Here is a 12,326-nt window from a genome sequence, read left to right on the forward strand (position 1 = left end):
AAAGTAATATGAAGTAATCTAAATCATTGATATATTATTATCCATATGTTCTGTTTCTGAATATATTTTCTCTTTAAAATATATTAGTCTGCTCGATACTTTATATACTAACGATTTGATTTTACCATTAATTAATGAGACCGCATGGAAAATAGATAACAATGGCAATAATGGAATTAAATACATGGACCATGCTCCTGCATTTATAAATAATATTTTGGATGCTAATTTATTCATTTCATGATCAATTTCCTTTAATTCCGGGTTATCAGGAGTATTCATGAACTCTATCATCTCCTTTAACTTATCTTTTGTTTTTTTATCACTTAGTTCACTATTTTTTAATTTAAAATAATTAACTATACTAATGTAATGCATGGAATAAACAATATCACAAATCGTATGATCTAGGACATCATAGATTACTTCATCCTTTTTGCTCAAACCTTTCATTTCTAGGTTTCTTAATTTATCCCTAAGTTTGAAAAATTCATATCTTAAACCATGTCTTAAAGATGGAGCAACTACTGCTTCATAAAATAAATGCCATATTGAAAGGAAAAGAATAATATAAATTAATGTTGTCATAATTTCACTTTTTTTTGTTACTAGAAGGAAGCTTTTTGTTGGAGATTATTTGTTGTAGAGCTTTCTTCTCTTCAGCCAATCTTTTTATTTCAGTAGTGTGAATTCTACGTTGTCTTTTGGTGATATATATACTACCAAAGGTAACAATTATTGCAATTATCCATCCTAATATACAGTTAAATAATGAATAATTTAGCATTTTATCCAAAAAAATCAACAATTGATCGGATGGAAGTCTTATCATAAAAATGATAACTCCAAGAGTTCCTGTCATTGGTAGGAGCTGTCCTTTGTGTAAACTTGCGATTAAAACATTTTGTAACATTCCCCAAAAATTGGGTCTAGCAGCGTTATTTTTTTTTCTGCTTTTTTCGTTTCTAGCCATTGATGGTAATTCTTAAATTGGTATGGATAGGGGTAGTTCGACAAATATAGTTTTTTATTTTAACTTAACTTTTGGTTTGTTATTCAATACACTTTAAGGCGCTTGCTATATTACTTAAGTATTGAATAATAAAGAACTGTAATTGGCCCTTGAATATTATCATAGGATAAATTAACCACATGTGTATATTTGAATCCTTTGATTTTTCCTTTCATCTCTCCATAAGAAAAGGAATGTGTTTTTATTCCATCTGTGAAATATATTTGTTTACCCCCATGAACCTTTTTCAACACTTTAAATGACAATGAATCTATCTTGGATTTGTTATGAGTTACAACGGTTAATATAGAGTCCTTAATTTCAATCTTTGATTGAGCTTTTAAGTTTAATCCAGCATATGAGCTTACTCCACTTTCAAAAGTTTGAGAGAAGCAGAATAGCGGAAGGAATAATAAGCTTATAATTATAGATTTCATAGTTTGGTTTTATTCAATACATTTTAAGACACTTGCTATATTATTTCTAGATTTTTCACCTATCTTTTTTTCGACATATCTATCTACGGTGTAATATCTAAATTCAAAAACATTAGAATCAACCAATTTATTAAAAAGAGCCTGGTTTAGTGGCAATAATGTTCGTATTTTCCAAATATCGAAATTTCCTGCTCTTGCATAATCAGCAACTATAGATTTTTCAAAATTTAAAGTTACTACCTCTTCATCTTTTAGCATTAGCATGAAACTACCTCCTTCATTAAAAGAAAATAATTGGTTGTCAGTAAATAGAACTTCTAGATATTTGCTGCCATCAACTTTAAATCCATGCACACTTACAGATCTGGAAAAATCGGAATAAATTAATTTTCCTCTAGTTTGTTTAACAGATTTTTTGGTAAACCTGTCAAATTCATCTCTTTTGTATCTACAATTATCGTAGTCTATAGTTTTTACAATCTCACATGGTTTAATATTACAATTCTTAATTTCTTGATTTACATTGATTGTAATCTTTTGATCACCGATTATTTCGAAAAACAATTCCCCTGTTTTCTTATCATTGTAAATCTTCTTTATTTTATAAGAAAAATCTGAAAATGTTATTTCTTGGCCTCTTTTGTATTCTATACCATTATTTGCGGTGACTTTGGATCTGACAACTTTCTGTGAATAGGAAAATACACTCATGAAGAGAAAAAGAGTAGTGATATATTTCATAAGCCTAGGTTTAAAGAGTAAGATAATTTGTCAAATCAAAAATAATTATCATTAAACTATTTTCATTGTGGTTTTCCACAATTAGTAAATATAATTCTGGAGTGTGGTTTTTGTTTTCTTAAGGGGGAAATTGATTTCTAACTTTTATCAAGTAATACTTTCCAAATTATAATACATCAACCTGGTGTCAGATTTTTTGTCTCTGCTGGATAGATATTTAAACCCCATTTTTTCGTAGAACCCTAATGAATTTTTATAAGCATCGACAGTAATGAATTTACAGCCAGTTTTATTATTGGTGCTAAAGTAGTTTTTTGTAAACTGAATAATTTTAGTTCCCAAACCAGAGACTTGAATGTCTTTACTTACTGCTAATCTTCCTATTTTAACTGCTGGATAGCTTTTGTGCCCACTTTTTTCTTTTGGTAAATGAATACCAATTCTTTGAATAAATTTATCGACATTCCCTATATCAGTGTGAGAAATTTTATCATTTAGGTAGTTAAAATATGCTAAAGTATTTTTTCCGTCATGAATCAGATAAGTAACAGCTATTAAATTGTTTGCGTAATTTTTGGCATCATCAAAAAGAAAGCCGTTTAAATCTGCATCATCACAGTCAAACGGCAATATCTTAGTATCAGGCTTTAACCTGATTAATTTTAATTCATCAAATTTCAAATTCTGCGATGCTTTTCAGTACTTCGTAACTTTCTTGGATTTCTGTTTTTTCTTCTTCAGAAATTTTTTTCACATCCTTATTATCCTGGATAAAGTTTTTAGCATCTTTACCACTTAGAAAAGGTGTTTCTTTAATTGGTTTTGCCATTGTTTGCCAGATTTTAGTGTTTATTTACATTACATATTACAATAATGATACCGCAAAAGTAAATTATTGTTATAACATATAACATTTTTAGGTATTATTTATATTGATTCTAAATAAAAATCCTATTTTAGTATAGAATAATAAAGAACTGTAATTAGTTAGACAGTATTTTTTTCTTTTCACTTTCATATTCTTCTTTGGTAATGGCTCCATCATCTAAAAGAGATTTCAGTTTAGCAATAAGATCGTATTTATCGGCTTTGGGTTTTTCTTTTTCAGTTCCAGGAATAATAATTTCACCAGAAGATATTCCTTTCTCTATTGTAGTATAGAACTTTCGACTAAAAATTTTGAAATGAATTTTGACAGGTTTACTAAGATCAATCTCATATATAATTGCATCTTTACTAGTAAAGTTCATGTTCCTGCAGTTCTCACCCTTCTTTTTGCTAAATACTGTTTCCCATTTACAAGTGGATGCAATAAAAGGTGAGCTACTGATATGCATTGGAGAACCTAAAGTTATAGTATCTCCAACTTTGTATTCAAATCCACTTTTGGTAGTGTAACTATTCTGCGAATAAGAAAATAAACTGATTAAAAGAAAAAGAGTAGTGATATATTTCATATACCAAGGTTTTAAAGTAAGACAATTATTTAAATCAAAAGTAATTATTGTTTAATTCTTTTTATTGTGGTTTTCCACAATAGATCAACTATTTACTTACAACAAAGTTCTTAATATACTCTAAAGCTTCTAGAGACATTTGCTTTCTTTGTTCACCAACATTATAGTTGATGTACCTTGCATTGTAGCAAGCTGTTTTTAAATCTTCATAATAATTAACTACATCATCATCTTCTATGTAATTTTCAACTAACTCAGATAAAATTTTATGTGGATTAGGTCTACCAATTCGACCGTGTGCTGAAACATATCGATGGAAGTTTTCAAACTCTGTAATGTTTACTTCATTGCATGGATGAGGATAATCCGCAGGAAACAAAAGTTCCTCAACAAACTTTAATGATGAATAAAATGCTATAGTAATAGTCCAGTCATCACACTTTTCAATTTCCTTTACCTTATTGCAAGCGTTAAAATTGTGAAGTGCATGATCAAGGCAACTAGCTCTCGGTGGTGTCGCCATATTTAAATAAGAAACCTTCAGAATTAATAATGTCGTAATTTATGCTGTCTGAACTTGGCATAAACAAAAAAGCAATATCCAAATCATCAATATTTGAATTTAATTGACGAGCAATCTTGTACGAATCCCATCTCTTAGTCTTGTCATAATAATCTTCATCAGATATTATTACTAAAGATTCGTAACTATCCAAATCGACTAACCTTAAATACATTTCTTTAATGTCAACCTTTATGTTCTTAAGTTTTTCATAAACCAAGTTTGAAGTCATCGCAGATGTTTGAAGTCCTGTGATAATCTTTTCTTTAATCTTTCGGTCCATTTCAGACTTTCCTTTCAAATATGCATCTAAGACATCATCCGATGTGTAAGACTTATCAACTGGGTTAAAGTTTAAAATCTTAGTAGTTTTATCAAGAATGGTTGTATTTGACATAATATTGATTAAATAGACTTTTGGGGTGTTCTATATAGTAGGTGATAAATATAAGGAAAATTATTTATACTGATTCTAAATAATAAAAGAGTGATAGACTACTTCCCAATCAAATCTATATCAATAGTTCTTAGTACAAAGTAAAAACTCATTTTTTGATAACAGGAGGTGAAAGCTTTTTAATCATTTCACTGTTTGCTAGATATACTTTATTCATATTTGAATAAACTACATAGTATTTCCATTCAATATTGTCACTTGTGCAAGCAACTAAATATTGTTGTGCTTTAAATGTTTTTATGAAATAATCTCCACAACCTTTAATATTATTTTTAGTAAAAGATTTTGATATAGAAGTAATTTCTTCAGTAAAAGGGCTTCTCCATGGGTCCGAATAGATGGTTTCACTTTCTGTAATATATGGATCATCAGGTCTAATCTGATTTATAAAAACAACAAATACGGTTATCATTAAAATCAGGATTAACCAAAGGTGAGATCTTTTCATAATTTAGGTTTTTAAGAGTAAATAAATTTAAATAATTTTTACTTCCCGATCAAATCTATGTCAATTGTGTCACCTTTTTTGGCCTTCAACAAGATCATTAAGGCCTCCTTATCTATCATATTCTTAAAAGCAATGTCTTCTTTGAACTTATCTACATTGCGCACCACGTATTCTGATATGTCTTTCATTGTGGCAGCGGATCCGTTTTTGTTGTAGAACATTGGAACATTTTTTCCATGTTCTATTTCAGAACCCTCTACAGCAACCGATAATTTTTTGTCCAAATAGGCTTCAATTTCATCCAGAGTTCGAGACCTGGGTTTACTTGTGTTGCCATCTATTATTTTTTGTATTCCATTGATAGTTAGGGTTGTGTTTTGACTTATCTCGTATGCAGTTATGCCATTAGAATTAATTCTATCAACTATCCTGTTGATTCTTTGATCAAAGTTCATTGTTAAGTTATTTATGTTATTTAGAATCACTATAAATAAGTCACAGTTATATAGAAAGTGACATAAATATTTGGATTGTTATAGAGCTTGCTCTATATTTGTATTGTAATACTAATAAATCAAGGCAAATATATGGAAACTCTAACTAATCAAATCACAACATTTTTAAAAAGTGATTCAGTAATTGAGATCGACAGAGAGATGCAAACTGTTTTTGTTGAGGCAGACAGTGAGAAGATTCATGTATTACTTAATACATCACCTATATATGGTGATTGGGATTTAACGATCATCTATGAGGATGAGATTATCCCAGAAGAAACAAATACTTACATCGAAGTAAGCAACTGGATACATAACTATTGTATTTCAGAGATAGGAGAAAATTCTTCTTGGTCACATTCAGACCGATTAAGCACAGAAATGCACGCAACCTTTAATATCTAATAAAATGAGAGAGCTAACACTATTCATACTGTTTTTGTTTCCTATTGTGGTAAGCGCACAATTAGGAATACACAATACAAGCCTAACGATCAAAAGCAATTTTGTAGTAAGTGGTGATATTTCTGGAAGCGGTGAGATAAACATATCTACAGGAGTAAAATTCAAATCGGGAAATGTTGATTGTTCAATCAAGATGAATCACTTAAAAAGCAAAATAATAAGCTACACTCAAAACTGTGATTGTACAGGTTTAGAATACAATCTTTTTGATATGACAGGAAAATTTTTGAGGAGTGGGATTTTTTCTGAAAACGAATTAATGGAGATCGGGGAACGTCATTTCAACACTCCTTTAATATTCATTTTCTCGGACAAAACAGTAAAGAAAATATTCATAAAAAAATAAAGAAATGAAACAGACTTACACTATAACGATCACAAAAGAAGTGCCATCACCAAATAAAGAAATGGCCCAGATGATTGCTAATTCAATGGCTAATCAGATCGGAGGAGAAGTATACAAAATAGATGATAATAACGAATTACCATTTTAATCATGGAAAACATTAAAGAAGCAGTAAAAAAAGGGTATGGGAATTTGCCTGATGGAGGTAAGAAAAGAGCAGCAGACATATACGGAGCACTTCCTGTAAACTTTAAAAAAATAGTTAATGGGGATTACAAGGATGAGAGTGTTTACTATGTGGCTTTTAATGCTATTCAGCAAGCAGCAAAGGACTGCAAAAAGGACACTGACGAAAAGGTATCAAGAGTATTGTCGATAGAAGTTGTACAACCTGAAACAGTAGAGAAATGAAACACAGTAAAAAAGCGATAAAGGATTTCAAAAATGCGGTTTGGACAGCCTGTTTATTTACAGTGATAGCATTAGGATTATTGTATTCGATTATAGCTGGAGTGTCGGTATTGTATCACTGTTTAAAGTAGAATTATGGATGAAAATACCACGATAACACTAGGGCAGCTAAAAAGATTCTTTAAAGAGAATGATATGATTGCAGCTCCACGAGAAGAATTACAGGCTGATATATCGAGAAAGCAGGCAGCATATTTAAGAAAGAAGTTTTTAACCATAGGACAAGTACTAGATGGGGAATTTTTCCCAGAGGTAAAAACTCGCCAAACTATACGCAATTGGATGATGAAGGGTAAACTTAAAAAAGATCAGGATTGGATTTTTAACAGTAAAGGAAGAAGGGTAATACTCACCTCTTATTTAAAGAAAGTAGTAAAGGATTAAAACTTACAGAAATGAAAAGATCAAAAATGAATTGGGCAAGGGTAGTAAAGATGATCAAATCCATTCACAAATTTTTAAAGTTTTGGGGTAAAGCAGCAAGCTACGCCATACATAGATAACATTTTAAAACCTAAATATTATGAAAACATCAATTATCAAAGATAGCAACAGATCAAAAATGGAAGTGTTAAGTGTCGCTGAATATCAAAAATTAGAAAAACACTCTGTGGTATCAAACGTATCAATGTTTTTTGATCCGGTGGATGAGAAACACACTACAGTTATATCATACCATAAGTAATAATCAAACAAATAACCAATGAAATACTTTACAGAAAACAATATCGAAGTAACACGAAGAATTGAAGATGGTTTAACCAAGTTCTTCCAGTGTGTCAAAGAGGCGTCACAACATGCAAAACAAACCAAAAGCTACGTATACGAAATCTTTGAATTTTCTAAAGACAATAAGAAGGTTTTAGCCGGATACGGAGTGCCTAGATAATCTTAATCAAACTAAAAATCTAATAGTAAACAATATAATAATGAGCAATATAAAAGGATATAAAGGATTCGACGAAAATCTACAGTGTAGAGAAAAACAATACAATGAAAACGAAACTTTTGAGGAAAAACTAAAGCCAAATGTGTGTAGTAAAGGAATGCACTTTTGTGAAAAACCACTAGATGTATTTGATTTTTACCCCCCTAATGGAAAAAATACATTTTGTGAAGTAGAGGCAATAGGAGATAATCATACTGAAGAAACAAAAACATCTACAAACAAACTTAAGATATTTTCAAAAATATCAATTGCTAAAATGTTTAAGGTACACTTTGATTTGGTTTTTGATAAAGTAAAGTGTGATACCGAAACTACCAACACCTCAGGAGACAAAGCACACGCCAACACCTCAGGAGACGAAGCATACGCCAACACCTCAGGAGGCTATGCACACGCCAACACCTCAGGATACAAAGCACACGCCAACACCTCAGGATACAAAGCACACGCCAACACCTCAGGAGACTATGCACACGCCAACACCTCAGGATACAAAGCACACGCCAACACCTCAGGAGACGAAGCACACGCCAACACCTCAGGAGACAAAGCACACGCCAACACCTCAGGAGGCTATGCACACGCCAACACCTCAGGAGACAAAGCACACGCCAACACCTCAGGATACGAAGCATACGCCAACACCTCAGGAGGCTATGCACACGCCAACACCTCAGGATACAAAGCACACGCCAACACCTCAGGATACAAAGCACACGCCAACACCTCAGGAGACTATGCACACGCCAACACCTCAGGAGACGAAGCACACGCCAACACCTCAGGAACAGCACACGCCAACACCTCAGGAAACTATGCACACGCCAACACCTCAGGATACAAAGCACACGCCAACACCTCAGGAGACAAAGCACACGCCAACACCTCAGGATACGAAGCATACGCCAACACCTCAGGAGGCTATGCACACGCCAACACCTCAGGATACAAAGCACACGCCAACACCTCAGGAGACGAAGCACACGCCAACACCTCAGGAGACAACTGCATAAGTTCTTCTTTAGGTGTTTCGTCAAGATCAAAAGCATCAAAAGGGTGGATAGTTATTACTGATTGGAGACAAGACGATCAATACAACTGGTATATCAAGGATATATACAGAGCTAAAGTAGGTAAACATAAAATAAAAGGAGAATTGATAGAGGCTGATAAGTGGTATTGGTTTGAAGGTGGGGAGTTAAAATCAGAGAAATAATGAAAAGGATAATTCAAATACTACTCTTAATCCTATTTGTAAAAGGATTTAGCCAAGGGCATAAGTTACACTCTGTAAATACACAAAAGAAGTTTTTTGTTATTGAGGAAACTAGTCCAAAGCAAACTCAAAACGAACTTAATGTAAGATTCAATAAGTACATATACGCTTATGATTCACAAAGTTTTGAAGTAAAAGGGGATGATAGTAAAATATTCAACCCAGATAACAACCAGATGTATTATTTAAAAACATCTTTTATCAGAGCAAAGCGACCTTATAGCAAATCTATTCTAGACATTCATATTTATGAAAGTTCAAAAAAAGAACAGTTCATAATATACCTACCAAGCAATCAAGTAAGTAATCAAATAACAGCAAATTAGTATGGAAGCGAAATTAACAACTAAACAGCTTTTCCAAGGAAAATCAATTCAACAAAGGTTTGAAAAATTGTTAGGGGATAAAGCTCCTGGATTCATTTCTTCAGTTCTACAAATTGTTGGAAGTAATAAATTATTATCAAAATCAGATCCTAATACAGTTTTAACTGCAGCAGCTACAGCAGCAACTTTAGACCTTCCCATAAATCAAAATCTTGGCTTTGCGTGGATTGTACCATACAAAGGACAAGCTCAGTTTCAAATGGGGTGGAAAGGCTACGTACAATTAGCACTTAGAACTGGCCAATATAAGCGAATAAACGTGACCGAAGTATATGAGAGTCAATTCACTTCATTTAATCGACTTACCGAAGAGTTAATAGCCGATTTCAACACAGAAGGTGAAGGAAAAGTTGTAGGATATGCAGCATATTTTAGTTTGTCAAACGGCATGGAAAAAACATGTTATTGGACGAAAGAGTCAGTGATAAAACACGCAAAAAAGTATTCTCAAGCGTATAGTTCAAAAAAATCTCCGTGGCAGGACAAAGATCAGTTTGATGCAATGGCTATGAAAACCGTACTGAAAAGTACTCTTTCAAAGTGGGGAATTATGTCTATTGAAATGCAAACGGCTCAATTGGTTGATCAATCCGTTCAAGAGCAAGAAGGGCAATATAATTATGTTGATAACACCATTGACATAGACCAATACGATCAGGTTCAGGAATTAAAGGATAAAATTTCTACGGAAAATAAAGTCGATTTACCATGAATTCAGGAAACCATAAATATAGAAACCTGAGTCCAGATGAATACGATCAGTTGTTTAGCAACTTTCTTATAGACAGCTGGAGCTTTTCAAAGATAAGCTCATTTTCAAGAAATGAAAAGGCATTTGAAATGAGCTACATATATAGGGTTCCACCTAAGTTATCAGCTTCAACAATTGCAGGTCAAGCGTATCATTTATCATTAGATTATTATTTCGAGTCACTAAAAAATAAAGAAGAAAAGGATTTAGTGGAACTTCAGAAGATAGCTTTTGAATTTATAGAAAACCAAAGGGCTAATATCTGGAAAATTCAAAAGACTACACCAACAATAGATGCTTGTAAAGAAAAAGCGTATAAGCTAAGTGTTTCTTTGTTAGAGAATTTTTTAAGAGAAAAACAGGTTTACGAATTCAAAGAAATTCTATTTATTGAAAGATATTTTGACGAGTTTTTAAACATAAATGGTGTAGATATACCTCTTCCATGTCATGCGAAAGTAGATTTGATTGCAAAGACACATGATGACAAAATAGTTGTTATTGATCATAAGTCAAAAGCTACTTTTTCAGATGAAAAAGAATTAGCATTCGGTATAGGTAAACAAGCAATAACTTACTTCAATTGTGTAGAGTCAGCCTTAAAAATAAAAGTAGATGAGGTTTGGTTTGTAGAAAATAAATATTCAAATAACAGGAACGGAAAACCTCAATTGAACTGTTTTAAAGTCGAAATGTCTGAAGACACTATAAAGCTTTATGAAGCTTTAGTTTATGAGCCACTAAAAAGAATGCTTGAAGCGGTTTCTGATCCTGATTACGTGTATTTGATAAATGAAAATGACAACTTCATAGACAAAGCAGAAATCCATGAATTTTGGTCCAAAACAATGATTTCCGAAGTGGAAGACTTTAATATTCCTGAATCAAAAAAAGAAATTATTTCTAATAGACTAAAAAAAATTAGAGATGCTTCGATTGGCTCAATAAACCCAAGTGTGATAAAAAAATTCAGAAATAATGCTTCCGAATTTATCCAATACAACTTATCAGATAAAGACATGACAAAACAGGAAAAAATAGAACACATATTAAGAACTCTAGGAATAATTGCCAGAGTGGATCATACATTCAGTGGATACTCAAATGATACATTTTTATTAAGTGTTTCTGCAGGGACAAGTTTAAGTAAGATTTACAAATATAAACTTGATATAGCAAATGCTCTGGATGTATCTAGCATCAGAATAAATAAGCAATTATTTGTATACGAGGGAAAATCTTACATATCAATAGAATCATCTAAAAAACGAGATAAAGATTTGATTTTTGATAAATCATATCTAGAAGGATTGAAAATACCTATTGGTGTAGATAATTTTGATAAATGTATCTATTGGGATTTACAAAATCAATCAACACCCCATGTATTAATGTGTGGTGCAACAGGGTCCGGAAAGTCGGTATCAATAGAATCCATCATACACTATGCGATTGAAGCAAAAATACAAAACATAGTAGTGTTTGATCCAAAATTTGAGTTTCAAACATTGAAAGCGAATTCAAATATTGAAGTGTACAACGACATTGAGGACATAGAGAATAAAATGGAACAACTAATTGTGAAGATGAATGAACTTGTTAAATCAGGTTCAGAACAAAAAACATTAATAGTGTTCGATGAATTTGCCGATGCTGTTTCTGCATCAAAAAAAGGACAAGAATTGAAAGTTTACGAAGATCAGGTTGTAGGACTTTATCAGAATGGAAGTCCTAAAATGAAGAGGATTCATGTTTCTACAAAAAAAGCATTAGAGGAGAATCTGAAAATAATATTACAAAAGGGTAGGTCTTCAGGATTTAGAGTTTTAGCAGCAACACAAAGAGCTTCAGTAAAAGTTATTACTGGAGATGCTAAAGTGAACTTCCCAGTACAAATATGTTTTAGAGTACCAAAAGAGATTGATTCAAAAGTAGTCTTAGGAGAATCTGGAGCAGAATCGCTTTCAGGAAAAGGAGATGGATTAATTAACTCCCCAGAATATTTGGATCTGGTCAGGTTTCAAGGGTTTTATAAAGGATAAACAATTTATATAAATCCCACAGGCAGAAT

General features: G+C 32.1%; 23 protein-coding genes. 12 read left to right on the forward strand and 11 right to left on the reverse strand.

What is annotated here, in order from left to right; translation table 11 throughout:
• Positions 1–18 precede the first annotated feature (18 nt).
• From AAFU52_RS18725 to AAFU52_RS18775, 11 genes are all read right to left on the reverse strand, one after another.
• Positions 19–588: a hypothetical protein gene (locus AAFU52_RS18725; protein ID WP_438423058.1), complete on the reverse strand. Its 570-nt coding sequence runs from the start codon at positions 586–588 to the stop codon at positions 19–21.
• Between the two features lie 4 nt (positions 589–592).
• Positions 593–973: a hypothetical protein gene (locus AAFU52_RS18730; protein WP_438423059.1), complete on the reverse strand. Its 381-nt coding sequence runs from the start codon at positions 971–973 to the stop codon at positions 593–595.
• A 110-nt stretch (positions 974–1,083) separates the two neighbouring features.
• Complete coding sequence (locus AAFU52_RS18735; protein ID WP_438423060.1) at positions 1,084–1,449, reverse strand: hypothetical protein; 366 nt, start codon at positions 1,447–1,449, stop codon at positions 1,084–1,086.
• A gap of 9 nt (positions 1,450–1,458) precedes the next feature.
• The gene (locus tag AAFU52_RS18740; protein WP_438423061.1) at positions 1,459–2,190 is read right to left on the reverse strand and encodes a hypothetical protein; all 732 of its coding nucleotides are present in this window, start codon (positions 2,188–2,190) and stop codon (positions 1,459–1,461) included.
• A gap of 147 nt (positions 2,191–2,337) precedes the next feature.
• A complete protein-coding gene (locus AAFU52_RS18745; RefSeq protein WP_438423062.1) occupies positions 2,338–2,871 on the reverse strand; it encodes a GNAT family N-acetyltransferase in 534 nt (177 codons plus the stop codon).
• Positions 2,861–3,019, reverse strand: a complete 159-nt coding sequence (locus AAFU52_RS18750) for a hypothetical protein (protein WP_438423063.1) — start codon at positions 3,017–3,019, stop codon at positions 2,861–2,863. Before AAFU52_RS18750 ends, AAFU52_RS18745 begins: the two co-directional genes overlap by 11 nt.
• Positions 3,020–3,173: 154 nt before the next feature.
• The gene (locus AAFU52_RS18755) at positions 3,174–3,647 is read right to left on the reverse strand and encodes an SHOCT domain-containing protein (protein ID WP_438423064.1); all 474 of its coding nucleotides are present in this window, start codon (positions 3,645–3,647) and stop codon (positions 3,174–3,176) included.
• 88 nt (positions 3,648–3,735) lie between these two features.
• Positions 3,736–4,170: a hypothetical protein gene (locus tag AAFU52_RS18760; protein WP_438423065.1), complete on the reverse strand. Its 435-nt coding sequence runs from the start codon at positions 4,168–4,170 to the stop codon at positions 3,736–3,738.
• The gene (locus tag AAFU52_RS18765; protein ID WP_438423066.1) at positions 4,148–4,606 is read right to left on the reverse strand and encodes a hypothetical protein; all 459 of its coding nucleotides are present in this window, start codon (positions 4,604–4,606) and stop codon (positions 4,148–4,150) included. The genes AAFU52_RS18760 and AAFU52_RS18765 overlap by 23 nt, the downstream gene beginning before the upstream one ends.
• A gap of 148 nt (positions 4,607–4,754) precedes the next feature.
• Positions 4,755–5,114 (reverse strand): hypothetical protein, encoded by a 360-nt coding sequence (locus AAFU52_RS18770; protein WP_438423067.1) that lies wholly within the window; start codon positions 5,112–5,114, stop codon positions 4,755–4,757.
• Between the two features lie 38 nt (positions 5,115–5,152).
• Positions 5,153–5,569, reverse strand: coding sequence for a hypothetical protein (locus AAFU52_RS18775; RefSeq protein WP_438423068.1), 417 nt, complete (start codon positions 5,567–5,569; stop codon positions 5,153–5,155).
• Positions 5,570–5,701: 132 nt separating this feature from the next.
• Here AAFU52_RS18775 and AAFU52_RS18780 point away from each other — a divergent pair, with 132 nt between their 5' ends.
• The 12 genes from AAFU52_RS18780 (at position 5,702) to AAFU52_RS18835 (ending at position 12,297) form a co-directional block, all read left to right on the forward strand.
• A complete protein-coding gene (locus tag AAFU52_RS18780; RefSeq protein ID WP_438423069.1) occupies positions 5,702–6,016 on the forward strand; it encodes a hypothetical protein in 315 nt (104 codons plus the stop codon).
• A 4-nt stretch (positions 6,017–6,020) separates the two neighbouring features.
• A complete protein-coding gene (locus AAFU52_RS18785) occupies positions 6,021–6,422 on the forward strand; it encodes a hypothetical protein (protein ID WP_438423070.1) in 402 nt (133 codons plus the stop codon).
• 4 nt (positions 6,423–6,426) lie between these two features.
• Positions 6,427–6,570 carry a hypothetical protein gene (locus tag AAFU52_RS18790; RefSeq protein WP_438423071.1) on the forward strand — a complete coding sequence of 48 codons (144 nt, stop codon included), beginning with the start codon at positions 6,427–6,429 and terminating at the stop codon, positions 6,568–6,570.
• A 2-nt stretch (positions 6,571–6,572) separates the two neighbouring features.
• Positions 6,573–6,833, forward strand: coding sequence for a hypothetical protein (locus tag AAFU52_RS18795; protein WP_438423072.1), 261 nt, complete (start codon positions 6,573–6,575; stop codon positions 6,831–6,833).
• Complete coding sequence (locus AAFU52_RS18800; protein WP_438423073.1) at positions 6,830–6,964, forward strand: hypothetical protein; 135 nt, start codon at positions 6,830–6,832, stop codon at positions 6,962–6,964. The genes AAFU52_RS18795 and AAFU52_RS18800 overlap by 4 nt, the downstream gene beginning before the upstream one ends.
• A 4-nt stretch (positions 6,965–6,968) precedes the next feature.
• Entirely contained in the window at positions 6,969–7,277 is a 309-nt protein-coding gene (locus tag AAFU52_RS18805; protein ID WP_438423075.1) for a hypothetical protein, read from the forward strand.
• A gap of 139 nt (positions 7,278–7,416) precedes the next feature.
• Positions 7,417–7,578 carry a hypothetical protein gene (locus AAFU52_RS18810; protein WP_438423076.1) on the forward strand — a complete coding sequence of 54 codons (162 nt, stop codon included), beginning with the start codon at positions 7,417–7,419 and terminating at the stop codon, positions 7,576–7,578.
• Positions 7,579–7,596: 18 nt separating this feature from the next.
• Positions 7,597–7,782 carry a hypothetical protein gene (locus tag AAFU52_RS18815; protein WP_438423077.1) on the forward strand — a complete coding sequence of 62 codons (186 nt, stop codon included), beginning with the start codon at positions 7,597–7,599 and terminating at the stop codon, positions 7,780–7,782.
• Positions 7,783–7,822: 40 nt separating this feature from the next.
• Positions 7,823–9,058 (forward strand): DUF7666 domain-containing protein, encoded by a 1,236-nt coding sequence (locus AAFU52_RS18820; RefSeq protein ID WP_438423078.1) that lies wholly within the window; start codon positions 7,823–7,825, stop codon positions 9,056–9,058.
• Entirely contained in the window at positions 9,058–9,444 is a 387-nt protein-coding gene (locus AAFU52_RS18825) for a hypothetical protein (RefSeq protein WP_438423079.1), read from the forward strand. The genes AAFU52_RS18820 and AAFU52_RS18825 overlap by 1 nt, the downstream gene beginning before the upstream one ends.
• A gap of 1 nt (position 9,445) precedes the next feature.
• Entirely contained in the window at positions 9,446–10,216 is a 771-nt protein-coding gene (locus AAFU52_RS18830) for a recombinase RecT (RefSeq protein ID WP_438423080.1), read from the forward strand.
• On the forward strand, positions 10,213–12,297 hold the full coding sequence (locus AAFU52_RS18835; RefSeq protein ID WP_438423081.1) for a DNA translocase FtsK: 2,085 nt from the start codon (positions 10,213–10,215) through the stop codon (positions 12,295–12,297). The genes AAFU52_RS18830 and AAFU52_RS18835 overlap by 4 nt, the downstream gene beginning before the upstream one ends.
• Positions 12,298–12,326: the final 29 nt, after the last annotated feature.

Origin of the sequence: Aquimarina macrocephali (assembly GCF_051627225.1) — a bacterium.
GTDB classification, from domain to species: Bacteria; Bacteroidota; Bacteroidia; order Flavobacteriales; family Flavobacteriaceae; genus Aquimarina; species Aquimarina macrocephali.